The sequence below is a fragment of the Rhodococcus sp. B50 genome (genome assembly GCF_013602415.1).
Classification (GTDB): Bacteria; Actinomycetota; Actinomycetes; order Mycobacteriales; family Mycobacteriaceae; genus Rhodococcus.
Map to the genome: position 1 here is coordinate 12,820 of NZ_WPAG02000003.1, position 26,068 is coordinate 38,887.

Here is a 26,068-nt window from a genome sequence, read left to right on the forward strand (position 1 = left end):
GCCCCTAATGCGTAACCGTCAGCAATCCACGATTCCCAACCGTTCTCATCTCCGCGAGTAGGCCTCCGTAGCTGGGCGCCTACGGCACCTATCACCCGCTCGATTCAGTCCATTTCGAACCCGGCCTGATCGAATTTGAGGACGGTGGCGTTCTCGCTGACCGTGCGGATCTTGTTCTCGTCGAATCCGTTCGGCGTGGTGGCCGTGATCTCGACGCGCACTTCGAGGTGCACCCCTTCGGCGGCGGCGAGGTGCTGGATGATTTCGTTGGTGATCCTGCTGAAGTCGCGGGCGTAGAAGTCCGGGTGCAGGGCGGTGGACCCGAAGAATCGGGTTCTCGCCGCCGGCGCGGTCTCCCCTGTTTCATTGCGACTACCCGTGCGTGTGCCCGTGGTGGTCTGGACCGTCGCACCGCCAATCGGTGAGGTGTCCTCGTCACCGCCGGGGTGATCACCCTCGCGCTGAGATGCGCTCTCATCCTTGGCTGCCTCGTGCTCGGCGATTTCGCGTGCGCGTTGCGCCTCGGCACGGTCAGGCTGGACCAGCAGCAGCGCATCGGTGATCTGCGGCACGCTCACCTGATCGGACGGCAGCACCAGTCCGAGATAGTTCTGTCCGTCCCAGTCCACAGCCAGCGCGAAACCGGTCTGCTGCCAGTACATCTCGCGAGAGACCGACAGCACCCCCTCTTCGAGGACGGTGCGATCACGCAGCCTCGCCAGATACGGGTAGGTGGTGTAGTAGTCCCACAACTGGCCGAAGCTGATGTGTCCCTCGCGGTCCCAGGCGGCCTTGAGGGTGCCGGACAGGTCGTGGCGGATCAGACCGGCGCTGCGTTGGAGGGTCAGCAGCGATTCGTTACGTAGCTTGGCGGCGGCGCGGGCGGCCAGATCGGTGGTGGTGCCGTCGGCCTTGAACGCTTCGATCTCGAGGCGTTTGGTGGCATCACGCTGGGTGGGAGCGAGCACCCAGTGATAGGTCTGCAGCAACCGGTCGGCAACGGCCTGATTGTGGGTGGCGACCCGGTCGACGGCCTGCTGGCGTTGCGCGGCAGTGAGGTTCAGGTCCTTATCGGCGTTATCGCGGATGTAGGACCAGGCCAGAAAGTCCCGAACCGCACTGTCGAGTTCGGCCCAGCGGGCGTCATCGGCGGCAAGGAAGGCGACCATGTTGCGGTGGGCGCGGGCGGCACTGCCGCGGTGTTCGGTGACGTCTTTCGCCCAGATCGCCGCCGGGGAGTCGGCCTTGGCCTTGCGGTTGTGCAGATGCGCGGGCGGCACGATCACCAACCGCACCTCCGGCACGTCCGGCACATCCGCCGATGAGTCGGGGGCAACGTGCACGCCGGCGAAGCCGTCCGTCGCGGTCTTGCGGTGCTCCTGCAGGCGGCGCACGACCTCGGCCCACACGTCTTCCTTGTGGAGGCGTTCGGCGTGGTCGCGAGCGGTGCGGGTGGTGTTGGCTTGGGTGTCGTACCAGTACAGCGACCCGGAGTTGTAGAAGTAGGTGGCGGTATTAGCCAGGTGGTTCAACGCCGAATGGAAGTTGCCCGGCACATCCCCCGGCAGGGCGGTGCCGAGGAAGATCCGCTGCTTGTCCAAGCCCTTGTGCGCCGATGTCAGCGTCGGGGTGGCCCCCATGAACACGGTGCGAGCCAGGCGCTGGGTGGTCAGGCGTTGGCCGAGCAGTTGGTTGGTGTTGTCGACCTGGGCGGGGGCGGAGTTCGGTCCGTCGACGTCGGTGTCGATCAGGGCCTTCCACTGGTCGTCGAGGTACTGGGTCAGTTCGGTGACGACCTTGTCGGCGCGCAGCGGGATCGAGCCGGGCATGATCAGCGGGGCGGTGTCGTTCTCGCGCCAGAGCTGACCGACGATGACGTTCATCAGCCGCAGCACACCGCGGGTGCGCTGGAACCGCTCCAAGGTGGACCAGTCCTGATACAGCCGATCGAACAGTTCGGGGTGGATCGGATAGGAACGGCGGATGCGTTCCTCATAGTCCAATTCGCGGACCTCGCGAGGGAATTCGCCGCTGTTCTTGACGTAGAACGCCACCATCGCCTTGGCGGTGGCGTTGATCTTCGCCAGGGCGGTGCTATCCGGGGTTTCGAACAACCGGCGCCGGACGATGTGGAAGCTTTCCTCGGCGTTGGCGGCGCGCCACTGCTCGGCGACACGGCCGACGGCCTTGCGCAGCATCTTCAATGCTTCGCGGCCGTTTTGCCCGCCGACCTCTTCCTCGTCACCGACGTACTCGCCGTCCTTCATCTCCGCCGAGGCGGGGATGGAGATCAGCACCAACGTGCCAGGCACGGCCTTGGCCGCCTCCGTGAGGGCTTGGGCGAAGGTGAACTGCGCATCGAAGGTGCCGTCGGGTAGCTCCTCGTGGCCGAACAACAAGCGGGCGTAGGCCACCCATTCGTCGATAAGGATCACCGACGGGCCGAACCGCAGGAACAGCTCGCGCAGTGCTTCACCGCTCGGGTTGAGCCGGTTGGTGTCGGATTCGGCGACCATCGCATAGCCTTCAGGGCCGCCGAGATGCCAGGCCAGCAAACCGCCGATGGTGTTGATGCGGGTGCCATCGGGCATCACCTTCACCGCACCGGCCTTGATCTGGGTACCCACCAGCGCCACCCGCCGGGCAGCGGGAAGCTCAGTGCCGGCGAGCAGATCCTGGACTTCCTGCGGATAGTCCACCAGCGGCCGGCCGGACGCCAGATGCCATACCGCCAGCATGGAGTGGGTCTTGCCGCCACCGAAGTTGGTTTGCAGGTTGATGATCGGCGCCGCATTCGGGTCACCGGACAGGCGCCGCATCGCGGGTACGAGCAGATCCTTCAAGCCTTCGGTCAGATAGGTGCGGGCGAAGAACTCCACCGGATCGGTGTATTCAGGATCGCCTTCACCGCGGGAGACCATCGCCAGGTCCGCGGCAAATTCGGCCGCGTGGAAGTTGCCGCTCTGCACATCCTGATGCGGGCTGAGCACCAGCCGCCACGGCTCGAGACCGTCGGCGCCGACCTCCGCCGCCGCAGAGGTCTTGACAACCTTGCGGTCCTGCTTCTCCGAATTCAGACGCATCAGCTCGATCCGTGAGCGCCGGGCCTCATCAGCCTGATCCGGAGCCCCAATCGCACGCGGGAACCGCTCGGCGGTATCGAGCGCCCGGTAGGCATCGTCGGCGGTGAACGATCCGTTGTGCGCCCAGGTGTTGCGCACATCCTTGAGTTCCGTCGCCCAGGATTGCTCAGTGCGGGAGAGATGATCGGTGAACGGATACCACCCTTTCTGGATCTGGTTGGGGATCTGCTCGGTGATCATCCGCAGCCCGTTCTGCGGGTCGGTACGCACATAGGTCTTCGCCGCACCGGCACCCTTGGTCTTGTCCCGCGCCGCCAGGAGCGCCGTCCAGTCCCCGCCCTCCAGTTTCTTGGCGAGCACGTAGGTGTGGAACTCGTCCAGCGCGGGACCGAGAAGCTCGAAGATCCGACCGATCCGGTCGCGGTTGCTCACAGCCATGACAGGTTCCTTCTAGGTGTCCAGCATCAGCTGGGTAGAGGCGGTGCGGGATTCGGCGACGATGTCGTTCCATGCCGTACCGAGGGAGTTGAACTCGATCGCCACCTGGGTACGCTTCGAGTCCTCGGCGATGGTGAACAGCAGGAACGCCAGTTCCTTGCACAAGTCTCGATCGATCGACTCCGGTACCCGGGACAACAACGCCGCAGCGACCGGTACACCCTTCTCCGTCAGAGCGCGAGACAGGTGCATCACCACTTCCCACGTGCTGATGTGCGGGTCGGCGGCCGGATCGTACTCTTTGTCCGAGTAGATCTCCCCCAACGCCTCGGGGGAGAGTAGCGCAACCTTGCCAGCACGACTGGTCAGAATGCCGGACCGTTCCAAGTGTTCGAGGGAAGCGTTACGGGCACGGGCCATGTTGTCGGCATCACCGAACATTCCAGCGTCGAACCCGTACTGGCGGAACCATGCGATCGCGAACCGAGTGTCCGGGTCGAAGTCGCCTTCCTGCTCCGCTAGGACCTCGTCGAGGATCTCATTAATTCGGGCTAACGCGGCACGCACCGTCATCTTCGACCCGTCGTCTGTCAGCACACCCGAGAATCGGGAGAACACAGCCATACCTGGACCAATAGCTGCCTGTGGCAGATCCACCGGGGCGATCGCACCTTGTTGAAGTTCACGCAATGCGCCAGGCAGCTCATCTTTTAGCGCGTTAATGAACCCACGACGATCAATAGTCGGAGCGTTGTCGGGCCTAGCTTTAAGGGCAAGAACAATCGATGAGGCAAGGGCATTCGTGCCAGCACCGATCATTCGGCTACCCATCTCGCTTCGAACTGGCCATGTGGCTGCCACCGTCCAACCCGCACGAATCATGCCCTCCAAAAGGGTTTCCCATCCCGTCGAGGCCTCACCCTTGGAATCAATTTCTTGTTGCTTGAAGGCGTAATACACCGTCATAGGAAATTCCGAAATGGCAGCTTTACGCGCATTTGCAAAGACTCTCCGAAATCCATTTTCGAAGAACTGGTGAGCACCTTCTCTTCCGTTGTGCCGGTACGGATTCGCAACAAGTTCCTCGGCTTTAGGAACAAGCATCGTACTTAGCAACGAGGGATATACGGGGCGGAGAGACTGACGTAGCCACACGTAGAAGAAGTCGGACAGGTCCGAGTATCCAATATTGTCGTAATAAGGCGGATCGGTCGAAATAACGTATCCGGCGCCAATCCGGTCTTCAGCTGTAGCCTGCCGCGCCTCCGATTTTGACGCATCGGGTACCCCCAACGTAGTTAGCGTTTCGAGAACCTCGCATTCCGACTGAAGAACTGCTGGAAATCCTCCGCCAAAGTTCTCCAGAGGATGAGCTTCGGCGTAGTCCCATGTCAGTGGAATCGCCTGGCGCTGGAACGATCCGCGGAGCCGATCCATTCCTGTTTCCCAGGTGCACATTGTATTGTTGCGAGCTGTCGATTTCGAAAGGGTGAAACCCAGATAGGTTGTCACTGCGTCCGCGTAGGCCGCTGCTCCTGTGCCGTTTTCTTCGAGAGGGACATCTTCGGGGATCCCGGCAGTAAGCGCGTCCGCATGAATGCGTTCACGAACTTCACGGACTAGGTCGCTGAAGGTAGTAAGGGCCGTGAGCTGACGTGGGGTAAACAAGTCAGCGAAGGTCGTCAACCCATACGGCGGGGTCCAAATGTCCTTGGGGTGGTAGCCAAGTTCCTGATCTGGCACGTCTCCAGGTCGATCGACCTGTGCTGTTATCTCATGCTCTGGTGTCGGTGCCAAGTAAATCCGTGTGCGCTTCCCTTCAGCTACGGTCGCCATGAGCTGTGCACCCATCCGTCCCGACCGGCCTTCGGATTTGATGTGTTCTCGATCAACAGCTGCCCCACAGCCGATACACACTGCGCCCGTGCGCTTGACTGTGCCGTCGTTGTCCTTCGTTGGCGCCTTTTTGGGATCGTGGGCAATAGTGAATTGGACCTTGCCGTCCACAACCGTGGGGACGACATAGGCTTCCTTGTTCTTTTTCTTGCCAAGCCACCAGGAGCGAACGAGGGGCATCGCGATCCCGCAGGCAGGGTTGGGACAGGTGACGGTGCGAGCCCAGATCCATGCAATGACGGTGGCTTGCGATCCGTCCGGCAGTTGCGCCTTCGGATACAGGTGGCCGATACGTTTTTCGGCTTCATCGCGTATCCACTGTCCGTAGCGTCGAACATCTTCGGCGAGTCCCGTTGCCCGGGGCCATGTGGTGATTAGAGCGTCTGCAGCACCGGGATACACCGGGGGCCGTCCGGCGAACTTCGGGGGGATCTGAATTAGGGCTTTGTTAATGAGCACCGCGACCGGATTGAGGTCGGAGGCGTGAGCTTCGAGGCCGAGGCGTTGAGCTTCTAGCCTCGGGCTTTCGCGGAGATAGCGAACCGACCGAGTGTCGCATACAAAGAATGGTGCTCTGAACTGCGAAGATGTGACTTGTCTAGGGTCATATCCGCCGCAGTTCGAGGAGCACCATTCCGGTGAGCAAGTCTACGTCCCCCTACCCTCGCGTGTCCGCATCGGCCACCGGAACCGGCGTCGTGTCCCATGCCGGCGCGGCTCTGCTGCTGCGCACCGCGGAGAAGACCGGCCTCGCTGGGGCGTTGACGACCGAGCTCGCACCATATCGAAAACCGCTGGCCCGACACGATCCCGGCAAGATCGTGCTCGATCTCGCGACGGCATTGGCGATCGGCGGAGACTGCCTCGCCGACATCGCACAACTGCGGGCGCACCCGGAGATCTTCGGTGCGGTGGCCTCGGATCCCACCGTCTCCCGCCTGATCAGCGTGTTGGCCGCCGACGTCGACACCGCACTCGCCGCGATCGGACGGGCCCGCGCCACCGCCCGAGCCCACGCCTGGGCCGCTGCCGGCACATCGGCTCCCGACCACGCCATCGACGAAGCCCATCCGCTGGTCCTCGACATCGATGCCACCCTGGTCACCGCGCACTCGGAGAAGGAACAGGCCGCTCCGACGTTCAAGCGGGGCTTCGGGTTCCATCCGTTGTGCGCGTTCGTCGACCACGGCACCGGCGGTACCGGTGAACCCGTCGCGATGCTGCTGCGGCCGGGCAACTCCGGGTCGAATACTGCCGCCGATCACATCACCGTGGTGCAGGACGCACTCGCGCAGTTGCCGTTCGACCCGACATATCGGGTCGGGAAGAAGGTGCTGGTGCGCGTCGACGGCGCCGGCGGCACCCACGGATTGGTCGAGTATCTGACCAAGCGCAGGCTCTCGTACTCGGTCGGATTCGGGTTGACCGACGCCCACGCCGAAGCGATCGACCTGGTTCCTGACCAGGCGTGGACCCCGGCCTACGATTCCGACGGCCAGGTCCGCGACGGGGCCTGGGTCGCCGAGATCACCGACCTGCTCGATCTGTCGACGTGGCCGGAAGGCATGCGGGTGATCGTCCGGAAGGAGAGGCCGCATCCGGGTGCACAGTTGCGGTTCACCGACCGCGACGGGCTACGCCTGACCGCGTTCGTCACCAACACCCGCCGAGGCCAACTGCCCGATCTGGAGCTGCGGCACCGGCGTAGGGCTCGGTGCGAGGACCGGATCCGAGCAGCGAAAGTCACCGGGTTGCAGAATCTTCCGTTGCACGGTTTCGATCAGAACCGGATCTGGTTGGCGCTCGTGCAACTCGCATGCGAGCTGCTCGCGTGGATGCAGATGCTCGCGTTGACCGAGGTTCCGGCACGGCGGTGGGAACCGAAACGGGTGCGGCTGCGGCTGCTGTCGATCGCGGGGAGGATCGCCCGACACGCCCGCCGTGTTCGTCTGCGGCTGGCCGTCACAGCTCCGGATGTCGATGTTCTCATGGCCGGCCTGAACCGGCTCGCAGCGCTTCCTGCGCCTGCGTGACCAGTTCTTATCTGTCCGATCGAGACGAAAGGAAACCGTTCTCGGGGCCGTGGACCTCGGCGTCACCCGACCGTGTCGGGCGACCGAGCGTGGATGCACACCGGATCCACGGTCTCCACATCCAATCCGAAGCCGCTCAGGCCGGCACGCGGGACTCGCGAAAGATTGAGGCTAGAGGGATGGTGCCACCACCGGCAAATGGGTCGAGAATCGGCGGCGGGTTCCCGTCAGTAGAGGCGAGGATCTCATCATGAGCACGGCGCAGCAGGTTTTCGTCGCCGGCATTCTCCCAGACCACCAGCTGTTCGATGATCTCGTGGAGTCGCTTACGTTCCTTCGCGACAGCCTCATCCGTAGGGAACCGGTCCGGAAACGACGACGGGTCATCGACGAGCTGGGCGAACAGCACGGCTCGGGCGGCGGCGAGGGGTCGGCGGGCCCACCATAGATGCAATGTGGAGGGGTGACCGTGGCGGATCGACTTCTCGCGGGCCGATTCGGCGTTGATCTTCTCCAGCGGCAACGCGACCTCGATGAGCTTGCGACGGGGAACAGCGGTGGTGTCGGCGGTCACGAGGCGGGTCCTTCTCTACGTACATCGGTGCTGCTGGGAGCCTGGTATGGGAAACAGTAGTGTCGGGCGTGCCGTGATCCAGCGGGGGTGCCCGATCGGGTGAGACCGTGAGGCTGCTAGGAAGGTGGTCCGCCTTTCGCCCAGGTTTTGGCCCAGTGCAGGCGCACCTCGGTGGCGGCAAGATCGCCCAAGTCGATGCGCCGGAATGGTTCGTGCACATACCGCAGCTGATCGTGGTCGGGGCCGCGGTCGCTGACCGAGACCATGGCCAGGCGGTGCCGGTCGGGGACGTTCTTTCCGTAGAGGACTTCGTTGAAGGTGACGGTGAAGTCCTCGGCGCCTTCGATGCGGCCTTTGACCTCGATGAACACGTAGTGCCCGTCCTGCGGGTCGAGGGAGCGGATGTCGTAGCCCTTGTTGTTGTGCGGCATCTCCTCCGGAATCCGCCCCAAAGCGTGTTCGGCGGCGAGGACCTTGTCGACGGCGCGGCGTTCGATCCGCGCGGTGTCCTTGGCGTGCTGGGCGGGAGCGCCGGGCAGCCTTCCAGCGGGAATGACGAGCACGGCGCCGGCGATCTGTGGGGGTTTGGCGGCCAGGAGGGACTGCAGGTCGAGTTCGGTGGTGCGGGCGGTGAGGCGGGCTTCGAGGTCGCGTGCGCGGGCTTCGAGGCGTTCGGGGCTGTGGCGGGGTTTGGCGTGCCGGCCCTGGGTGCGGGTGGCCAGGACATCGCGCAGGCGGGCGGCTTCGCTGTCGAGATAGTTGATTTGCTGAGTGAGTCGTTTGTGCACCGCGGCGCGGGTTTTGTCGAGCAGCGGCACGATCCGCTCGGTCACCTGGGCGAGATGTTCGGGTTGGGCGTGGGTGATGGCCCATCTGGCGGCGAGTTGCTCGACGCCGCCGGCAAGCCAGCGGTGGCCGAGGACCTCGTCAGCGACGGTACGTGCCTCGGCGGGAAGGGGCTGCAGGTCAAGATAGGGGGCGGGGCCGCACACGGTGGCGGTGCCGTCGGGGGTGAGGGTGATGAAGTCGAAGCGTTTGGACACCACGGTGCCGGTGCCGTCGGTGATCTCGCCGGTGACGGCCACGATCAGCCGGGGGTGTTCGGCCGGGTCGTGCGGGTCGAACAGCATGGTGCCAGTCTCTAATGCCCGTTGGTGGGTTTCGATGGTGGCGTCAAGGACGGTGTCGAGCAGCGGATGGCCGGGGGCGAGCAGTTCGGCGCGCGGTGCGGTGGGCTCGCCCAGGTCGATGCGGTCGGGATCGAAGGTGACCCGCTGATAGCGCGAGACGATCGGCACCGCCGCACCCGGACGCTGCCGGGCCCGCAACGCGGCGGGGACGTGGGTGGTCTCGAACCGGCCGGCTTCCCGGCGCGGTAGCCGTCCGCCAAGGCGGGGGAAGGCGTCGTGGAAGAACGCGGCGATGTAGTGCGGTTGTAGCCGGCGGGCGCGGGCTTCGTCCATCTCGCGGCGCAGCCGCTCGAGTTCGTGCGGGGCGAGGGCTTCGTGGGCCAGGGCGCGTTCTTCGATCAGGGTGTCCAGGCCGCGGGAGACTTCGGCGTCGACGACCTGGTCGAGGGCGGCCAGGCGGGCCGGGTCGTCGCCGTAGCGGATCGCATCGAGCAACAGGGTGCGCAGCGGGCGGTCGGTGAAGGCGTCGCCGAGGACGTCGAACAGGCGGCCGCCGTAGGCGCGGCGCTGGGTTTCCATCTTCTCGAGCAGCCGGGTGAACACGTGGCCTTCGCGGGTGCCGTCGGCGACGAGATTCCAGAGTCGGCAGGTATGGCGTTGGCCGATGCGGTGGATCCGGCCGAAGCGCTGCTCGAGCCGGTTGGGGTTCCACGGCAGGTCGTAGTTGATCATCAGGTGGGCGGCCTGCAGGTTCAACCCTTCCCCGGCGGCGTCGGTGGCGATGAGCACCTGGGTGTCCGGGTGGTGAGTGAACTGCTCGCGGATGGCGCGGCGGTCTTCGCGGCGGGTGCCGCCGTGGATGGTGACCACCGCGTCTTCACGGCCGAGGATGTTGCGGATCTGGGAGGTCAGATAGTCGAGGGTGTCGCGGTGTTCGGTGAACACGATCAGCTTGCGCGGTGCGCCCTGGGCGTCGCGCAGCAGATTCCGGTCCAGCAGCAGCGAGCGCAGTTCGGCCCACTTGCGGTCCTCGCCGGAGTCGCGGACCTGCTCGGCGAGGGCGACGAGCACCCCGAGGCGGGCGATTTCGATGTCGAGTTCGGCGACGGTCTGCGCCGCGGTGGCGGCGTCGACGACCTGCTCTTCCATCTCTTCGCGTTCGCCGGCGTCGTACTCGTCCGGATCGTCGAAGTCGATCCCGGTCAGGGCGAAGTCGTCGACCCGGCTCGTCGGGGTGGGGGTGAGCAGGTCGCGGCGTTTGGCGCCGAGGCGTTCGCGGCGGCGTTGCAGCGAGCGGACGATCGCGTGCGGGGAGGACGCCAGGCGTCGTTGCAGCACGGTCAGGGCGAAGCCGACGGTGCGGGCGCGGGGGTTGTCGGCACCGAGACGGTCGGCGCGGTTCATCTCCTCGCGCACGTAGCGGGTGACCTCGTCGTAGAGCTGGCGTTCGCCGTCGGAGAGGGTGTACGGCACGGTCTCGGCGATCCGTTCGGGGAACAGCGGGGTGCCGTCGAAGGTGAGCAGTTCTTCTTTGACCATGCGGCGCATCAGCCCGGAGGTGTCGGTGGTGTGCGCGCCGGATCGGTATTCGCCTTCGAAGCGGTCGGGGTCGAGTAGCGCCATGAACGCCTGGAAGCTGGTTTCGTTGCCGTTGTGCGGGGTGGCGGTCATCAGCAGCAGGTGCCGGGTGATCTGCCCGAGACGCTGGCCGAGCTGGTAGCGGCGGGTCACATCGAGTTCGCCGCCGTACCAGGTCGCCGACATCCGGTGTGCCTCGTCGACGACCACCAGATCCCACTCGCTGGTGTCGAGCAAGGCGAGCAGGTCGTCGTTGCGGGCGAGCTGGTCCATCCGTGCGATCAACAGCGGATAGCGTTCGAAGGGGTTCGCGTCCGGGCTCGAGGCGATCATCTCTCGCGAGAGCAGCTGGGCGTCGATGCCGAACTTGGTGGCCAGCTCGTCCTGCCACTGCTCGACCAGCGAGCCGGGGGCGACGATCAACATGCGGGTCAGGTCCCCGCGCAGCATCAGTTCTTTCGCGTAGAGCCCGGCCATGATCGTCTTGCCGGCGCCGGGGTCGTCGGCGAGGACGAACCGGAGTGGGGTGCGGGGCAGCAGTTCGCCGTAGACGGCGCGGATCTGGTGCGGCAACGGATCGACCGCGCTGGAGGAGACCGCCACCATCGGATCGTGCAGGCCGGCCATGCGGATGCGGAGTGCTTCGGCGGCGAGGCGGAAGTCGGCCGGATCGGCATCGAACGACCAGCGGGCCTGCGGTGTCTCGATCCGCAGGCGTTCCTCGTCGGTCCGGTACAGCAATTGTTGACCCAGACCGCCAGTGGTGTCCTTGAACGTCACCGTCACCGCGTCGGGGCCGTGCCGGTCGACATCGACGAGGGTGACCGGACCGGGTTGCAGACCACAAAGCAACTGACCGCGGTCGAGATCCTCGAGCCGCACCGGCATCCCCTCCGGCGATGATCCCGACACTGTCCGTACTCCTTCTCCCCTGCGGCGTCGTTGCCGTACGTGTGTGATCGTTCGCCGGGCGAAGAACGTCACACGCACCCGGAATTACAGATATTCCGATCCGACTGTGCGGACTCTGTCAGGCATGTTCCTAGGGTGTTCTCGTTGCTCGGGGTCGGACAGCGCAGGTACGCAACGCTAGTTGCGATGCTCGGGGGTCGTCGCGGGATTCCCGGGCGTGCCCGGTGCTGTCGCAGTACCCACGCCAAGTGCCACGGTATGTTGACGCACGAAACTGCTTCAATCAGGCAAGATGAGGGGAATCTACGCGTGATCCCGGCGACCGATCCGATGAGTGGATATCTCCCTGTCGGGAGATATACCTGCACACTTGAGGAAGTTCAGCGTGTCTTCGTTGAAGATTCGCAGTTCGCAGGATCTGTCACCCGCCGCAAGCTGTTCGCAGGCCTCGTGCGCTACATGGCCGAATGGGAACGCCTCGAGGACATGGTTGGTACGAGCGATGTACTTCGTCGAATCTGGGTCGGCGGCAGCTTCACCAGCGCCAAGCTGGATCCCGACGACGTTGACGTGTCACCGATCTTGGACGGCCCCAAGCTTGACGCAATCAAAGGCAAGCCGGGCTGCGGGAAGATAGGCAAGCTCTTCGGGAACCGGGAACCGGGAACCGGGAACCGGGAACCGGGAACCGGGAACCGGGAACCGGGAGTCGGTTGTACGGGATTTCGGGGTAGAGCCGTTCCCGGTCACCTGGTGGCCCGTCACGACGATGCATGCGCGCGAGATATCGATTCTCGAACATGACTATGTGCTGGTCCGCGGATTGATGGATGATTTTTGGCAGCGCGTCCGTTCATCTCCGGTGAAGGGGCCACTTACCGTCGCAGATTCGGCGCCGCGCCGCGGGTACCTGGAGGTGATCAGAGATGGGCTTGGCGGATCGCTTTCCTCAGCTGCTGCGTGACTACCAGTCCCCAGCCTGGCTCGACACCGATGACAATGACGATGACGTCGACCTCGTCTCCGGTGCTCGTCGCTCACTCGCGACGTCACTTCAAGCGATCGAGCCGCGAATGGGCCTGCCGACGCTGATCAGCCTGCGTATCTTCGGAGCGAATGTCGAGAATGGCAGCTTGACCAGCAACATCGCGTTCGTCCTACCTCGGTTTCAGAAAGAGATCGAAGCGGCACTGCCCCAGGACGCTGTGAAGCGTGGAATCGGCCGCATCGAAGCGGTCGGTTTGCGCGAGGGAAGTACGATCATCGACCTTCGCCCGGTCTTTCCGGAGCCCGCACCCGAAGGGTCGATAGGCGAGGACGCAGATACGGAGTTCGACTTCGCCGTGCGTCGCGTCCTCGCAATCCACGATGGCCTTGAGCAGGGGGAATTACCCCTGAGCTGGAAAAATGGGGACAAGGAACTCCTCAATGCGGTACGCATGATGGCCGACGATCTCCGGACTGCGGGCGTCGGCCTGGAAGTGACCGCCTTTCAGCACAGGGGGGACCGGCGGAGATCGCGACTCTCCATGGCCGGTGTCAGGCATGCCAACGAGGTGTTCAAGGGTCGACAGCGCACCACCCCTGAAGAACTGGGTGGTTATACGCACAGCATCAGCATCGACGGCAAGCTTGTCCTCGCGACCCGCATGGCGCCACGGGCGAAGAAGCACGAAGTGGTTGGAGTCCCTCAATCGCTGATCAAGGAAAATCAGATCCCACTGGGTGAGTACATCCGTGTGGAAGTTGATCAGACGATTACTTCCGATCGCACAGGAAAAGTGCTCGACACCACCAATGTGTTCCGGCGGATCATCCAGCACGACGAGAAGCTACTGGACGGCTGACGGACACGCAGGTCAGCGAAATGTCATAAGAGGCCGATATCGGCGGCTATCCACTCGGCGTCAGGATAGGCACGTCCAAATGAGCTGACGGCGGTCAGTGGCGCCACTTCGGTCGGTAGTGCCGGGCGCGAGCGATCCCATCGTCGTAATCGTCGACGTACTCCCCCGCCCCCGGCGTGTAGTCGCCGCCGACGCGATCCCGGTCGTAGGCCATGAACACCACATCGGGACGCCCGTCGTTGTACGCACGGAAAGTGTTGTAGTCCCATCCCTCGGGTGCGTAGTCGTCGTTCCACTTCAGCCGCGCAACGGGCACGAATCCCGCATCGGCATACAGATCGGGCAGGACCGTGTCGAAGCAGTCCAGGCGCCGGCCGCCAAGCGCGGTGGCCTGGGAGAGCATCGACTGCACGGCCTTCGGGTGCGCGCAGTTCCTGTGGGCGAACGCCGAGACGATCTCGTCTCCTTTGAGCGCGACACCGGCCCGTCCGTCGTCGGTCACCAGAAGACGCATCTGTCGGTATTCGTCCTCGTCGTAGACGTACACCGACGCGGCGTAGGGATTCTTGCGGGTCAGTTCGAGCATCTGGGCGCGATAGACACCGGAGTCGGATGGATCGAGCTCGTAGAGCGTCGGCACCGACATGCCAGCGGAGGTGAAGCGTTCACGTTCGGTGTCGGGCAGGTTGTGCTCGGCAGCAGGGGTGATCCGCTGCCCGTTGATCAGAAGCCCAGAGCTTCGGCTTCCTCGATCTTCGGGTCGGTGAAGCGCTGCTCGATCTTCTTGCGTTGGTCCTCCGGAAGCTCCGGGCTCCACCCGTACTGCCTCCAGAACTTCTCGCGGCGTTCCTGCGTCATCGGTTCCTCGTTGTGCATCGTCGGTTCCTTCCTGATGTGTCTGTCCTGCGCGGGCGCGGCGCAGCGCGTCGGTTTGCTCAGCTCGTAGTTTTTCAGCATCGCGCAGACGCTCGGTCAACGCGTGCCGGGTATTCGGGTCGGTGGTGGCAGCGACTGCTGCTCGGAGCTCGCTCTGCCCGCCGGGCGTGGCGTCGTACAGCGCCAGGGCCTGAGCATGGTCAGCTTCGGCTGCCACGAGTCGTTGTTGCAGCCGCAGCTGAGCCGGGTTGTCGGCGAGCCGCGCGCGTGCGGTGTCGACGCGGGCGGCGGCTTTGGTGAGGCGGGCGCGCATGTGCGGGGTGCAGCGGGGGCCGGGTTTGGGTTTACACATCAGCTGGCTACCTGTGCGGTGATCGCGTCGATCAGGTCGGCGAGGGCGCGGCCGAGCCGGTCGATGCGCGCAGTATCGGGGGTGCGCGGATCGGTGAGGTAGGTATCGCGGCGCAGCTCGATCATCACCGAGCTCACGCGTTCGTCGCGGCCGTAGTGGCGCAGCGGCACGTAAGTTCCGCCGTAGGGGGTGTTCTCGGCGATCTGATCGATCTCGGACAGGGAGGCGAACGCACTACGGACGGCGTCGATCAACCAATCGGGGGTGTGGACGGTGTCGGTGCCGATGCACAGCGCCGGACGCTCGGCGATGGGGTCCTCGAACCCGGACGGGGCGGCGGGATAGGAGTGCAGGTCGATGATCACCGCCCGCCCGCACGTGTGCAGGCGGTCGTCGACGGCGGCGGTGACCGCATCGGCGTAGGGACGGAAATAGGCATCGATCAACTCGGCGGTGCGCGGATACGGCTCGGCGCGCAAAGGGCCGCCGGCGCAGGTCCGGGTGTAGACCGCGCCCCGGCCGAAGACATTAGCCGGCTCGCCGGCATCGGGGAACCGTTCGGGGTCGACCACCAGCCGCGAGAGGGTGTTGACCACGGTCGTCGGTTTCAGGCCGGTGTGGCGTAGTGCTGCTGCCGCGATCTCGTCGGTGGCGGTGTCGGTTGCTTCGTCGAGTTCGGCTGCGAGTTCGATATCGGTGAGCAGTAGGTCCGGACGCAGTTCGAAAGGGATCACACGGGAGGCGTGCGGTACGTGGATCAGTACCGGGGATCGGTCGTCTCCTCGGGCGAAGAGTGCGGAGTTGGGCACGTTGTGTCTCCTCTGCGGGGTCCTTGTAGCGAGTGTGCGTGCGGCGGTGGGGCTAGGGACGCGAATTGTCCTCGAGGTGGTAGCGATTCACCAAGCAGGTGGGACGCACGTTGCGCTGGCCGTGTGCGGGATGGCCGGTTTCCGGCTGCTCTTGTGGCTGTGGAGCGAGGCGGGAAGCGAAGAGTTGTCGATCATCGACACTCACCACAGAACTGCAGGTCGCGCGCTTCGTACCCGTTATCAAAACCGCTGCGACGCCGCAGAATACGGACTGCGCACTTCATCTCGATCGGCTCGAGGATCCGTGATGCATACACGCCATGTGCGCAGTCGAGGAATTGGACACGGTCGTGGTCTGCGAGCTCGGCTCCGGTAGGGCGGTTGTGGTGGGAAGAAATGTTCAGGTTGGACGTCGCTGCCTCATAAGACGGGTCGGGTTCGATCAACCGCCCCAGCCTCATATCTGCCGACACACTAGTCACGTCGACGGTCGAGCCGCTGGAGAACTCCTCATCCGAGTGTTCGAGACCCCTCGGTCAGTTCGTCGGCAGGTTCTCGCTCACGTTCCTACCATCACGTCATCGAGTAACGGCCGAGGAACTGCTCGCCCAGCGCACCGGCGGCCGGGACAGTATCCGATGTCACGTCGTCGAAGATGGCGATGGTGGAAGTGCGCGGCGACCGCAGCTGCTCGACCAGCTTCGCGATCGCGACACTGGTCTGGTCCTGGGCGCAACGAGCGACGGCAAGGGTGGTGAAAACGATTGTCAGGTGCGCTTCGATGGAGTTGCGGGTGCGGTGGAACATCGGTCGTGCTGAAGGAGTGCTGCACTATCTCGTGCCCGGTGTACTGGAGCGACGGCAGCTACTTCGGTCCCGCGCCATTGTCAACGCGCACCGGTTCATCTTCGACAGCCGTGAGCAGGCGTTGCCGAGCGTCTCGACATCTTCAACGACGTCGAAGACTTGTGGCGCTGCCGCACCACCGTGAACTGCACCGACGCGTGACCCGCGGCATCCAGGTGACGAAGGCGATCCAGGAGGCCAAGTGCATTCTGGGGATTAGCCCGGGACGACCACGCCGCGACCACGGATGCTGCCCTCGCGCAACCGCCGGTAGGCCGCGGGCCCCTCGTCGAGAGTGAACGTCTCGGTGTGGATGTCGAGGCGGCCCGCGCGGGCCAGGTCCACGACCTCCATCAGCTCGGACCGGGTGCCCCAGTACGGGGTCACGACGGAGGCCCCGAACGGGATCATGAAGAAGCCGACCTTGGCGTGTGCGCCGGCGTGGATGCCCACGATCGAGATGTGCCCGTCGATCGCGACCACCTGCTGCGCCGTGTCGATCGTCGACTGAGCGCCGACGAAGTCGAACACCGCCGTCGCGCCCTCACCGCCGGTCAGTTCCCGGATCGCGTCCGCCGCACCGGCGCCCGACTTCACCGCCGCGTCGGCGCCGACCTCGCGGGCGAGCGCGAGGCGGTCGTCGTCGAGATCGACGGCGATCACGCGAGCCGCGCTGACCGCGCGCAGAATCTGGATGCCGACGTGACCGAGTCCCCCGACCCCGATCACGACCGCCGTCGAACCGGGCCCCAGCAGCGGCAGGACCCGCGAAATCGCGTGGTACGGCGTCAAACCGGCGTCGGTGAGCGGAACCGCGGCGACGGGGTCGAGGTCCCCGATCGGGACGAGGTGGCGCGCCGAGTCGACAATCATGTACTCGGCCATCGACCCGGGCGAGCCGAGACCGGGCGGGGTGATACCCAGCTCGGTGGCGCGGGTGCAGTAGTTCTCGCGGCCACGCGCGCACGCGTGGCACGCACCGCAACCCCACGGCCCGTACACGGCGACCGCGTCCCCCGTCTCGAATCCGGTGACGCCGTCACCGAGTTCGGCGACGGTGCCGACACCCTCGTGACCGAGAGTGAGGGGAAGACCGTAGGCGTACTGCTCCGCCGGCATGTCCATTACGAAGATGTCCGAGTGGCACAACCCGGCCGCGGTGACCTTCAACAGGATCTCACCCGGCCCGGGCGCCGGAGTAGGGAGGTCGACGACGACCGGCTCGGAGCCGATCTCGGTGTACTGGAGGGCTTTCATGCGCCCGACTCTACGACCGGGAGTGTGGGCCTGCCCGGCACTGCAGCGAATCTTCCGCTATACGACGCCGGCCGTTCCGGCTTCGGACGTCAGACGGTCCGGACGAGGACACCGACGCCGAGCCGGTTGTAGGCGAACACGAGCATGTAGAGCAGCCGGGCGTTGATGCCCACAGTCCGTCCTGGACCGGCGAGCTCGTCGGTCTTGTGCGTGGTTGGGCCCGATAGCTGACGGCTTCACCCGTGGGCCACGTCCGCGATCTGCGCAACGGGCGTCGGCATCGCGTTTACGTGCAGCCGAACAGTTCCGCTGCGCCCGGGAGTGATTCCCCTACAAAGGAGTTCACGACTTTTTCGGCTCCCGCGAGTGCCACTGCACCCCGAACAACAGCGGTCCGGTGTGGGGAGGAATGAAGATCTGGGCCGCGCACTCGACGCATCTGTAGGTGCGATGACCTCTCGCACCTGATGGTCGCAGGGACGACTCGCACCAGCAGGCCGTCCATCCCACTATCACGCGCTTCGGTCCCAGTCGATGCCCGTTCGGGCAGAACTTCGGAGCGCGCTCGTAGGACGCCATGTGCACGATTTTCGCACATATGTTCGATTACGCACGTTAGAGTGAGACTTGGCAGGCCGATGGAGGGACGCGCCCAGCGGACTTCGGGGAGCATTGGCCTGCCGCCTTGCTTCGGCGCGCCAAGGTCGAGACCCCTCGAACCCGATGACCAAGCGGTCGAGTCCAGGCCGAGAACCCCATCGACTTCCCACCCGAGGAGCGAGAAGTAGCGGCCCCGCTCACCCGCTGGACGGGACTACAGCCCACTCTGCGGACCGACCGGTACACGTTCCAGGGATCGCAATCAGGGCAGAAGAGCGAAGTAAAGGGGACGGGCCTTCATCACGTAGATGAGAAGTTCGTTGCCGATGCCGAAACGGCAGGACGACCAGTTCCAGGAGGCGGCATCAGGGTCGAAGCCGGAGGCGGAATTTTCGTGCGGTCGGGACCGGGTTTGACGTCCCGGAGGGCATTGAACGCCTGTCGTGCCTGTTCTTGCTCCACGGCACTAGGATGTTCGATCGCAGACATGCACACCTCCTACAACTGAAATGTGTGCAGCAAACGAAACAAAACGCACAGAGACCGGTGCTCGAACCGTGAGGCCGTCGGGCGGAAATCCGCACGGGCCCGCTGGGCACGGCCACGAGTGTGCTGTTGAACGATCGTCGACAGCACGGTCCGAAGAACCCGAAGACCTTCCCTATTCGCCTCGTTGCTGCTGGTGCACCCGTTCGAGAAACGACTGCGCGCTGACCGAGGTCGTAGTGCCTCTCTCCGCCAAGCGGCGATGGAACCCGGCGAGCACAGTGGCAGCCACCGCAGTGGCGACCAGCATCATCGCGACACCGCCCACCATCACGAGGGCCACGATTGCAGCGACAACCAGCGTCCCCACCGTCGCCCACGCCACGCTTCGTCGCGGGACAACCACCGGAACGGCACACAGCACAGTCGGCAACAGCATTGCCGCGATGTACCCGGCACCGCCCCGATCGGTCAACGATTCGCTGCACGCGACGGGATCGTAGGCGGGGTCGATCTCGCAACTGGTGAACTCGGATTGGGGCCAGGACGCCACGTACGTGGCGGTCATCGCGAACCCGCCCACCGCGAGCACCAGCAACGACCACGCAGCTCGGATCATCCTCATGCCCCGAGCCTGCCAGTGGCCTCACCGGACGGTTCACCCAGCACGTGGACGACGGATCGTCGTGGCATCGTGAGCGGCATGAGTCGGACAATCGGAACGGTGCGGGAATGGCACGGCGAGCTGGGATGGGGAGTGCTCGACTCACCCGACACTCCCGGCGGATGCTGGGCGCACTGGAGCAACATCGACGGAACCGGATTCCGCGCACTCACGGTGGGCGCGACCGTTCAGCTCGACTGGGAACACGCACAGCAGGACGGATTCTCGTTCCGGGCCACCCGCGTCCACACGCCGACTGAGTGACCCGCGATGACCCCGCACGACGAGGACCGGGAGCTGGTGTGGCAGGCACACGACGTCCTCGACGATGTATCTGCCGGTGACTGGGTCACCGCCGAGCTGACCCGCTTCGGTTCCACCGTCGGATCCTTGGTGCCGTCGAGCTACCCCTCCTACACGCGGGTCCTGCATCCCGCGATGCGCGTCGAGCGCGACTCCGGCGAGTCGGTGCCGGTGCGGTGGGCCGAGGTCGCGGCCGCGACCGGGGCGGTGATCCATCCGACCGTCGAATGGTTCTCCCTGCTGCACGCCGGGACCATCCGCGGCGTCGGGGACGGCCAGGGCACCGTATGGGACGACGGACCCGAGATCGGGGACATGCCCGAAGAACAGTTCGCCGCACTGGCCGCGGTGCTCGCTAAGCACACCGCCACTCCGGACGACTGTTGGTTCGGGTTCTGGGAAGGGCGCGGCGCAGCGCAAAGCCTGGGGCTACCCCGGTTTGGGCCCCGGGTGAGGATTCCGGATGGGGAGAACTTTCTGGTCCACGGCACGGTGCGCGATGCGGTGCGCACCCTCGACTCGTGGGGACCGAATCTGTGGTGGCCGCAGGACCGAGCGTGGTTCGTCGCTACCGACATCGATCTGATGTCGACCTATGTCGGCTCGTCCCTCGACTGCGCCCGGGCGTTGCGTGCCTGCTCTGCTGTCGAGGCCGTCGACACCACCGCTGCGAATTCGGTGACCTGGACCAGTGACGGCATCAACCCGCTCCCCCCGAACCCGTACATGCGGTGACGAAGCCGGTCGCTGACATCGAAGGGCGGCGTGGACCCCGTGAAGCTCCTTCGCGCCGACAGCAACTCTGTGCAGGAACACCGGGGCGATACCCAGCGGCAAGGAGGCCCACCATGATGAGGCACACGCTCGACTTCGGTAGTCCGCTCCCGCCGGGCTGGACCACACTCGACGAGAAACATCGGTCTCGGTACTGGGATCGGTTCACCGCTCGGTTCGGATTCCGTCCAGGCCTTGCCGAGCCGGATTGGCCGGCGATCACCGAACCGACACCCTCGATCACGTTCGATCTCACCGCGCCCGGCGATGTTGCGGGCGCATGGTCGAGCCGATTCGATGCGGTCAACGCCGAAGCACTGCGGTGTTTCGTGACCGAGTTCGCCGACGATCCGATATTCGTGGTGCTGGACTGGCAGCACACCTGCTACCGGCTCGACGCGGCCGTGCATGCGAGCACCCCGGACACCGAGTGGCGGGTGCCGGTCTACCCGAACGGCGACTACTACATCTTTCTGCGCGACGACCTGAGCGAAGGCACCTTCGGGCACCCGTGGGAGCAGACCCTGTGCGTGTTCGGCGAACGGCTGCTGGCCACGCTGGGCCGGACCTTGGCGACGTGGCTGCCCGTCACACGAATCGACGGCCGCCGACCCGAGGATGCGTAACGTCACCGAACATCCCTGAATACCGCAACGTCGTTGCCTTGCTTGTCATTTCAGGTAGTTCGCAATGTCCTGCAGGACTCATCGACGATGGCGGTGTCACAACCGACGCCGCCGCCAGGCCCACACGCACCACCCGATCCCCACGAGTGAAGCCACCGGCAGCACCCATCTCCACCGGTGTAGTGTCGCGAACCGCTGGTACTGCTCGTTCGACAAGAACTGCAAGCCGGGTCGATTCGCAGTGGGCGGTTCCCACCAGTAGCTTCCCGAGCCGGTCAACACCTGAGGCCACGCGAAGACGCCGATCGTGGTCGCGATGATGATGCAGGTGGCGGGGAACGCCACCCAGAACCACGGGAACCCTGGGGCGCTGCCGAGCCGGGCGCGTCGCGGCACCACCACGCCCGCCACTACCCCCATCAGTGCCAGAACACCCAACATCAACCACGCCATGTGGTCGGACGATACGGCGCTTCTACCGGCAGGTCCGGACATGACGCACGGTGTGCTGTCGGAGAGTCCGAACAGGGAGATGCCGTGACACACTCACCCGAATGGATCTGTTCCCGGCAATCGAACCCTACGACTCGGGACATCTCGCGGTAGCCGACGGCAACATTCTCTACTGGGAAACTGTCGGTACCCCGTCGGGCCTTCCCATCGTGTACCTCCACGGCGGACCGGGGTCAGGCTGCACCGCGGGTACGCGCACGTACTTCGATCCGAGCGTGTTTCGCGCGGTGCTGTTCGATCAGCGCGGCTGCGGACGCAGCACGCCCCGAGCCGATGATCCGAGCACCGACCTCTCCACGAACACCACCGATCACCTCATCACCGATATCGAGTGCCTCCGCGAACATCTCGGGATCGATAAGTGGGTAGTGGCCGGGGTGTCCTGGGGCGTGTGCCTCGCATTGGCCTATGCGCAAGCACATCCCGACCGAGTGGCCGCCATGGCGCTGGGAGCGATCACGACAGGTAGCCGCCGGGAAGTCGAGTGGATCACCCGGGACATGCGGCGGATCTTCCCGCGCGAGTGGGAACGGTTCGTCGAACCGGTGCCACCGGCCGAGCGAGACGCAAACCTCGCGGCTGCCTACGCGCGCCTGCTCGCCCATCCCGACGCGGCCGTTCGGGAGAATGCGGCGCTGCGCTGGTGCGAATGGGAGGACACCCACGTCTCGCTCGTTCCCGGATGGGTGCCCTCCCCCCGCTACCAGGATCCGACGTTCCGGATGATGTTTGCGCGCGTGGTGACCCACTACTGGGGCAATGACCACTTTCTCGGTGAGAACCAACTGCTCGACGGCATGCACCGGCTGGCGGGCATACCGGCGGTTCTTGTTCACGGCCGGTACGACATCTCCGGTCCGCTCGACACCGCGTGGGAGCTTTCGCGCCGGTGGGACAGTAGTCGCCTCGTTGTGGTCGAGGACGCCGGTCACGGCGGGGGCAGTTTCACCGGCGAGCTGGTCGAAGCGATCAGCAGCGTGGCCGAGACGACGCGAAGGTGAGGACGGTGGTTGTGCACGCGCTTGCTTCCAGGTGCCGGTACAACGTCATACGGCCCATCCAGAAGATCTCCGCGATCTCGGATTGATTCATCCCGTTGTCGCGCACCACCCGCGCCAGCTGATCTTCTTCGCCGTCATCGCCGGCGGCCGGTCCCCGACCCCGGTGCCGGCACGGACCGCGGCCAGGCCGTGTGGCTGGAAGTGCGGGGCCAAGAACAGTCCGGGGTGGGCCTCGAAGGCGCGCGCAGCGACGGCGACCACGCCGACATCAAGCGTGTCCGCGCTGCACGACGGGTGCCGTCAGCCAGGCGCCCGCCTGCGAACGACTGGATATCCGGAGCTCCGACAGGCGACGAGCCATGGCAACGACGAAAACGTCCCACCTTGACGGTGACGTCGAGGTGGGACGTTTGTGCGGCCTGAGAGGTCGGGGGTCGCTCAGGTCGCAATTGGATCATTGGCGATGTGTGCGCACAGCGCAGCTGAACGGCTTGCCGGTCGTGACTTCGTGACGCGATCGGGACCCGATGGTTGCGGGATGCCCGCCTCGCCCTCCCCCGATCGAAGGCGAGACGGGGCGTGTTCCGAAATCCCCGACTAGAACACGTTATCGCCGAACTCGGAGTCTTGCAGGTCGTTTCGGGAAGCATGCGGTGTGGGCGGTGCCGGACGTCAACGTTTGACATGCCCATCGATCAGCCCGGGTCGATGCCATAGAACCGGCGGCCGTCGGCCGTAGTGACCTCGGCGATGACCCTGAAGTCAGGGTCGTAGACGACTTCGATATGTACGGCGCGCTCGGACGGCTCGTCGGGCTCCCGGCTATTGTCCGAACGACCGTCGGTAGTCATCGATCCATCCATCCAGTCAGCGATGCCAGTATCGATGTGCAGTGTGATCACCCTGCATGGTGATCGGCTACGAACGGGACCTCCGCAACCAGATCGGGACGTTGCCGCAAGCACGTGGCCGACAGGTGATGTCCGGCAAGATCTGGCTTCGGTGCGTACGTGCAGGTCTCGGGTCTGCCCCGTTGCAGCCATGCGCCGATTACGAGGTGCGCTCCTTCAACGCTGCGGACCGGTCGAAGGGGGCGGGTATCCCCCTCACCATGGGCTACGTGAACTGGTTCGAGCTGTTCATGGTGAACGGAACCGGGTGACTGAACGTCTGAACGCGGACTTCTCGGAAATGCCATGGTGCGTCGGGCCGGCCGCTGAAGCGGATATATGCCCTCGAGTGTTCTGGCCAGCGGTGGCTACGTGAAGGATCTGCGCACGCTATTTGCTGTCGCGTTCCACGAACGTTCGGGCGCGCAGAACTCAGCAACACCCCTCGTGCAGGACGGTGGCGGGAGTCTGCTCCGGCATGAGCTCCTGCTGCGCTCAGAAGGTGTCGTTGATGGTGATCCTGTCGTACGTCGCTGGGAACTTGTCGCCACTGGAGCAGTTCAAGGACGTGGTTTGACCGACCGGGATCTGTTCTGTCGTGCAGTCGACGAGCGCCACTACTTCGTTTCCGTCCATGAACTTGATCTCCACGAACGCACCGTCCCTGTCGCCTCGCGCATTGGTCACCTTCAGGCCCTCTATCTGGACGTAACCGAGTCCGTCCTGCGTGACGGACCATCCGGGTGCGTACTGGAAGCCCGAAACCTCGAAGGGTTGACCCTCGGAGATCGTCAGGGGGTTGTCGGGCCCGCCAGGGGCGGAGTCCTGGGCCTCCGCGGTTTCGATTGCCTCGTTGACCTCGTTCGCGGCGACAGCGAGGAATGCGATACAGCCGCCGATCGCCAATACACCCACTGCGACCAGCGCCAATAAGATGTTGCGCACGGTGTGCGATTTCTTGGGCGGCTGGGGTGCCGACGGAGGCGGTCCGCTGTTCTGTACGCGATCGGTCCACCGGCTTCCATCCCACCATCGCATGACACCGGATGGGTCGGGGTAGTAGCCGGGTGCGGGCGAACCGGCAGCGCCGGGATTCGATGCGTCGGACATCAGTGGAATCCTTTCCGCTGGTGGATGTTCGGTTTCCACCGAACGTAGTCACGGGAAGTACGTTCGGTCGCGTTTTCGGTCACGATGTAGTCCCGCATCGGTGAGATGAATCCTTCGAGATGCACAGGCGCTTTCCGGTTGGGGTCTCGATGTCGCCGATGTTCAGGAGGATCCCTGAGCATCTCGATGGAGCGACCCGCACGACCATCAGCGCGATTGCCCGGACCGAGTTGCTCGTCGTGGGCGAGATCGGGATGCTGCCGCCGGGGTCAGGCTGCCGCCGAAGCGTTCACTGTCTCATAGGTGCTGCCGATGAGCGGCGCGGCGTCGTGGTGATCAGCAACCTGCATCTGTCCGGGATCGACACGATCGTGCCGAAAACTCTCGCATCGGCTGCCACCGTCGCGGGCTGTTTGCAGCGCGGCGGTACCGCGGCCCCCGCGAGATCGAAACACGGGCGCACACAAAGGAAGCAGTACGCGCCAAACTGATTCCGCGTCGACAGATGCATCAGTCGGCGTGACGGTCGATAAACCTGTCTGCGAAACGAAGAACAACGCGTGACTGTGGTCCGCGTAGTCACACAGCCGAGTACGCATTCGATGACAACGCCCGCCTTGAAAGATCACTCCATCTTTTCCGGGTGCGCTGTACCGGCATACCTCAACCACAACGTGCACCGCTCGACGTCCATCAGATACCAGATTCGCCTGTCGGCAGTGACCTCGTACTGCCACTGCTCCCTCTCACTACCGTTGCGCACCCCGGACGCGAGCGTGCCTTGGAGCCGGTGATGACGCGTGGTGGGCACTTGCTCGACCTCGCGGCGCCGCATCTCCTCGTAGGCCACCAACGTGTTCGCCGGCGCCTGCCGACACAGCTCGTCCCAGCCTTTCGCAGCCTCGCGGGTCGCGAACCGCAGCTCCCACAGAGAATCGGAATCGGATGCCGGCAGCGCGACCTGCTTCCCTCGTTCAGGGCTCACAGCTCCGGCACCGGCACAGTTCCGAAATCGCCCTCGGATGGCGTCGACAGGATGCGGGCGAGCTCCGGGTCGGCATACACCTCCGCGGTATGACGCCACATCTCGATGGCGCGGGCCGCGAGAGCCGGATTGTCCAGGGATGAGCCTGCGCGCAGCGATGTGATGAGCTCGTTGATGAAGTCGGCGCCTTCCTCGTCGGAGAGGTAGCTCACCCACGGAAACGCCGCCTCGACGACCGTGCGGACAAGCCCGGGATTGTTCGCGTGCAGCAGGGCATCGACCATGGCCGTCGCCGCTGTCAGGACCGCACGTTCCTGCTCGGCTCGGGTCGCTGTGATCAGGACCAGATCTTCGTCATCGCGTCGGGTCACGCGCAGCGGGCGTGCGCCTGAGCGCTGCCACGCCGACAGCGTCGCTTTGCCCTTGTTCTGGATGTCCGAGAACGGAACCTCATGCGCCGACATACTTTCAATTTACTTTTAAAG

At 64.8% G+C, this 26,068-nt stretch carries 23 protein-coding genes and 3 pseudogenes; 10 read left to right on the forward strand and 16 right to left on the reverse strand.

Features of this window, described 5'->3' with window-relative positions; genetic code table 11:
- Positions 1–104: 104 nt before the first annotated feature.
- Positions 105–3,521, reverse strand: a complete 3,417-nt coding sequence (locus GON09_RS24520) for a Swt1 family HEPN domain-containing protein (protein ID WP_213934645.1) — start codon at positions 3,519–3,521, stop codon at positions 105–107.
- A gap of 12 nt (positions 3,522–3,533) precedes the next feature.
- The gene (locus GON09_RS24525) at positions 3,534–5,819 is read right to left on the reverse strand and encodes a hypothetical protein (protein WP_213934646.1); all 2,286 of its coding nucleotides are present in this window, start codon (positions 5,817–5,819) and stop codon (positions 3,534–3,536) included.
- Between the two features lie 236 nt (positions 5,820–6,055).
- On the opposite strand from GON09_RS24525, the gene GON09_RS24530 reads away from it, so the two are divergent.
- Positions 6,056–7,450: an IS1380 family transposase gene (locus GON09_RS24530; protein ID WP_213934647.1), complete on the forward strand. Its 1,395-nt coding sequence runs from the start codon at positions 6,056–6,058 to the stop codon at positions 7,448–7,450.
- Positions 7,451–7,622: 172 nt separating this feature from the next.
- Here the strand turns inward: GON09_RS24530 and GON09_RS24535 are convergent.
- Together GON09_RS24535 and GON09_RS24540 are read right to left on the reverse strand one after the other, a co-directional pair.
- Positions 7,623–8,024: pseudogene (locus GON09_RS24535) on the reverse strand (DUF1156 domain-containing protein); the annotation flags it as partial.
- A 116-nt stretch (positions 8,025–8,140) separates the two neighbouring features.
- Positions 8,141–11,620: a helicase-related protein gene (locus GON09_RS24540; protein WP_213935203.1), complete on the reverse strand. Its 3,480-nt coding sequence runs from the start codon at positions 11,618–11,620 to the stop codon at positions 8,141–8,143.
- Between the two features lie 333 nt (positions 11,621–11,953).
- Between GON09_RS24540 and GON09_RS24545 the strand changes: the two genes are divergently transcribed.
- Both GON09_RS24545 and GON09_RS24550 read left to right on the forward strand, forming a co-directional pair.
- Complete coding sequence (locus GON09_RS24545; protein ID WP_213934648.1) at positions 11,954–12,448, forward strand: DUF6932 family protein; 495 nt, start codon at positions 11,954–11,956, stop codon at positions 12,446–12,448.
- A gap of 122 nt (positions 12,449–12,570) precedes the next feature.
- A complete protein-coding gene (locus tag GON09_RS24550) occupies positions 12,571–13,491 on the forward strand; it encodes a hypothetical protein (RefSeq protein ID WP_213934649.1) in 921 nt (306 codons plus the stop codon).
- 94 nt (positions 13,492–13,585) lie between these two features.
- Here GON09_RS24550 and GON09_RS24555 read toward each other — a convergent pair whose 3' ends face one another.
- From GON09_RS24555 to GON09_RS24570, 4 genes and pseudogenes are all read right to left on the reverse strand, one after another.
- Entirely contained in the window at positions 13,586–14,137 is a 552-nt protein-coding gene (locus tag GON09_RS24555; protein WP_244867005.1) for a hypothetical protein, read from the reverse strand.
- Positions 14,138–14,214: 77 nt separating this feature from the next.
- Positions 14,215–14,448, reverse strand: a complete 234-nt coding sequence (locus tag GON09_RS24560; RefSeq protein WP_213935268.1) for a hypothetical protein — start codon at positions 14,446–14,448, stop codon at positions 14,215–14,217.
- Between the two features lie 270 nt (positions 14,449–14,718).
- On the reverse strand, positions 14,719–15,528 hold the full coding sequence (locus tag GON09_RS24565; RefSeq protein ID WP_213934651.1) for an N-formylglutamate amidohydrolase: 810 nt from the start codon (positions 15,526–15,528) through the stop codon (positions 14,719–14,721).
- A 573-nt stretch (positions 15,529–16,101) separates the two neighbouring features.
- Positions 16,102–16,344 (reverse strand): annotated as a pseudogene (locus GON09_RS24570) (hypothetical protein); the annotation flags it as partial.
- Between GON09_RS24570 and GON09_RS24575 the strand changes: the two are divergent.
- Positions 16,344–16,577, forward strand: a pseudogene (locus tag GON09_RS24575) (succinate dehydrogenase iron-sulfur subunit); the annotation flags it as partial. The pseudogenes GON09_RS24570 and GON09_RS24575 overlap by 1 nt on opposite strands.
- A 13-nt stretch (positions 16,578–16,590) precedes the next feature.
- Here GON09_RS24575 and GON09_RS24580 read toward each other — a convergent pair.
- Both GON09_RS24580 and GON09_RS24585 read right to left on the reverse strand, forming a co-directional pair.
- Positions 16,591–17,631, reverse strand: coding sequence for an NAD(P)-dependent alcohol dehydrogenase (locus tag GON09_RS24580; protein ID WP_213934654.1), 1,041 nt, complete (start codon positions 17,629–17,631; stop codon positions 16,591–16,593).
- Between the two features lie 1,261 nt (positions 17,632–18,892).
- Positions 18,893–19,342, reverse strand: a complete 450-nt coding sequence (locus tag GON09_RS24585) for a hypothetical protein (protein WP_213934655.1) — start codon at positions 19,340–19,342, stop codon at positions 18,893–18,895.
- A gap of 78 nt (positions 19,343–19,420) precedes the next feature.
- Here GON09_RS24585 and GON09_RS24590 point away from each other — a divergent pair, with 78 nt between their 5' ends.
- From GON09_RS24590 to GON09_RS24600, 3 genes are all read left to right on the forward strand, one after another.
- Positions 19,421–19,645 carry a cold shock domain-containing protein gene (locus GON09_RS24590; protein WP_213934656.1) on the forward strand — a complete coding sequence of 75 codons (225 nt, stop codon included), beginning with the start codon at positions 19,421–19,423 and terminating at the stop codon, positions 19,643–19,645.
- A 6-nt stretch (positions 19,646–19,651) separates the two neighbouring features.
- Positions 19,652–20,419, forward strand: coding sequence for a hypothetical protein (locus tag GON09_RS24595; RefSeq protein ID WP_213934657.1), 768 nt, complete (start codon positions 19,652–19,654; stop codon positions 20,417–20,419).
- A gap of 113 nt (positions 20,420–20,532) precedes the next feature.
- The gene (locus GON09_RS24600) at positions 20,533–21,084 is read left to right on the forward strand and encodes a DUF2716 domain-containing protein (RefSeq protein WP_213934658.1); all 552 of its coding nucleotides are present in this window, start codon (positions 20,533–20,535) and stop codon (positions 21,082–21,084) included.
- 96 nt (positions 21,085–21,180) lie between these two features.
- Here GON09_RS24600 and GON09_RS24605 read toward each other — a convergent pair whose 3' ends face one another.
- Positions 21,181–21,537 carry an amino acid permease gene (locus tag GON09_RS24605; RefSeq protein ID WP_213934659.1) on the reverse strand — a complete coding sequence of 119 codons (357 nt, stop codon included), beginning with the start codon at positions 21,535–21,537 and terminating at the stop codon, positions 21,181–21,183.
- Positions 21,538–21,638: 101 nt separating this feature from the next.
- On the opposite strand from GON09_RS24605, the gene pip reads away from it, so the two are divergent.
- Positions 21,639–22,598 (forward strand): prolyl aminopeptidase, encoded by a 960-nt coding sequence (pip, locus tag GON09_RS24610; protein WP_213934660.1) that lies wholly within the window; start codon positions 21,639–21,641, stop codon positions 22,596–22,598.
- An 87-nt stretch (positions 22,599–22,685) separates the two neighbouring features.
- Here pip and GON09_RS24615 read toward each other — a convergent pair whose 3' ends face one another.
- Entirely contained in the window at positions 22,686–22,859 is a 174-nt protein-coding gene (locus GON09_RS24615; RefSeq protein ID WP_213934661.1) for a hypothetical protein, read from the reverse strand.
- Between the two features lie 434 nt (positions 22,860–23,293).
- Entirely contained in the window at positions 23,294–23,500 is a 207-nt protein-coding gene (locus GON09_RS24620) for a hypothetical protein (RefSeq protein ID WP_213934662.1), read from the reverse strand.
- 5 nt (positions 23,501–23,505) lie between these two features.
- Between GON09_RS24620 and GON09_RS24625 the strand changes: the two genes are divergently transcribed.
- A complete protein-coding gene (locus tag GON09_RS24625) occupies positions 23,506–23,760 on the forward strand; it encodes a hypothetical protein (RefSeq protein WP_213934663.1) in 255 nt (84 codons plus the stop codon).
- A gap of 223 nt (positions 23,761–23,983) precedes the next feature.
- On the opposite strand, the gene GON09_RS24630 is transcribed toward GON09_RS24625, so the two are convergent.
- Positions 23,984–24,598 carry a DUF2510 domain-containing protein gene (locus GON09_RS24630; RefSeq protein WP_213934664.1) on the reverse strand — a complete coding sequence of 205 codons (615 nt, stop codon included), beginning with the start codon at positions 24,596–24,598 and terminating at the stop codon, positions 23,984–23,986.
- Between the two features lie 149 nt (positions 24,599–24,747).
- Between GON09_RS24630 and GON09_RS24635 the strand changes: the two genes are divergently transcribed.
- Positions 24,748–25,089, forward strand: a complete 342-nt coding sequence (locus tag GON09_RS24635) for an ATP-binding protein (RefSeq protein WP_213934665.1) — start codon at positions 24,748–24,750, stop codon at positions 25,087–25,089.
- 134 nt (positions 25,090–25,223) lie between these two features.
- Here the strand turns inward: GON09_RS24635 and GON09_RS24640 are convergent, their stop codons facing one another.
- Complete coding sequence (locus GON09_RS24640) at positions 25,224–25,583, reverse strand: hypothetical protein (RefSeq protein ID WP_213934666.1); 360 nt, start codon at positions 25,581–25,583, stop codon at positions 25,224–25,226.
- The gene (locus GON09_RS24645) at positions 25,580–26,047 is read right to left on the reverse strand and encodes a hypothetical protein (RefSeq protein ID WP_213934667.1); all 468 of its coding nucleotides are present in this window, start codon (positions 26,045–26,047) and stop codon (positions 25,580–25,582) included. The genes GON09_RS24640 and GON09_RS24645 overlap by 4 nt, the downstream gene beginning before the upstream one ends.
- Between the last annotated feature and the right edge of the window lie 21 nt (positions 26,048–26,068).

Excerpts from the sequence above, each read along its gene's own strand:
- GON09_RS24600 (WP_213934658.1), top strand. The coding sequence starts at position 20,533 with ATGATGAGGCACACGCTCGACTTCGGTAGTCCGCTCCCGCCGGGCTGG.
- GON09_RS24630 (WP_213934664.1), bottom strand. The coding sequence starts at position 24,598 with ATGTCCGACGCATCGAATCCCGGCGCTGCCGGTTCGCCCGCACCCGGC.
- GON09_RS24645 (WP_213934667.1), bottom strand. The coding sequence starts at position 26,047 with ATGTCGGCGCATGAGGTTCCGTTCTCGGACATCCAGAACAAGGGCAAA.
- GON09_RS24520 (WP_213934645.1), bottom strand. The coding sequence starts at position 3,521 with ATGGCTGTGAGCAACCGCGACCGGATCGGTCGGATCTTCGAGCTTCTC.
- GON09_RS24540 (WP_213935203.1), bottom strand. The coding sequence starts at position 11,620 with ATGCCGGTGCGGCTCGAGGATCTCGACCGCGGTCAGTTGCTTTGTGGT.
- GON09_RS24555 (WP_244867005.1), bottom strand. The coding sequence starts at position 14,137 with ATGTCGGTGCCGACGCTCTACGAGCTCGATCCATCCGACTCCGGTGTC.
- GON09_RS24605 (WP_213934659.1), bottom strand. The coding sequence starts at position 21,537 with ATGGCGTGGTTGATGTTGGGTGTTCTGGCACTGATGGGGGTAGTGGCG.
- GON09_RS24595 (WP_213934657.1), top strand. The coding sequence starts at position 19,652 with ATGACCCCGCACGACGAGGACCGGGAGCTGGTGTGGCAGGCACACGAC.
- GON09_RS24550 (WP_213934649.1), top strand. The coding sequence starts at position 12,571 with ATGGGCTTGGCGGATCGCTTTCCTCAGCTGCTGCGTGACTACCAGTCC.
- GON09_RS24585 (WP_213934655.1), bottom strand. The coding sequence starts at position 19,342 with ATGAGGATGATCCGAGCTGCGTGGTCGTTGCTGGTGCTCGCGGTGGGC.
- GON09_RS24635 (WP_213934665.1), top strand. The coding sequence starts at position 24,748 with ATGTCGCCGATGTTCAGGAGGATCCCTGAGCATCTCGATGGAGCGACC.
- GON09_RS24580 (WP_213934654.1), bottom strand. The coding sequence starts at position 17,631 with ATGAAAGCCCTCCAGTACACCGAGATCGGCTCCGAGCCGGTCGTCGTC.
- GON09_RS24590 (WP_213934656.1), top strand. The coding sequence starts at position 19,421 with ATGAGTCGGACAATCGGAACGGTGCGGGAATGGCACGGCGAGCTGGGA.
- GON09_RS24560 (WP_213935268.1), bottom strand. The coding sequence starts at position 14,448 with ATGCTGAAAAACTACGAGCTGAGCAAACCGACGCGCTGCGCCGCGCCC.
- pip (WP_213934660.1), top strand. The coding sequence starts at position 21,639 with ATGGATCTGTTCCCGGCAATCGAACCCTACGACTCGGGACATCTCGCG.
- GON09_RS24625 (WP_213934663.1), top strand. The coding sequence starts at position 23,506 with ATGGTGATCGGCTACGAACGGGACCTCCGCAACCAGATCGGGACGTTG.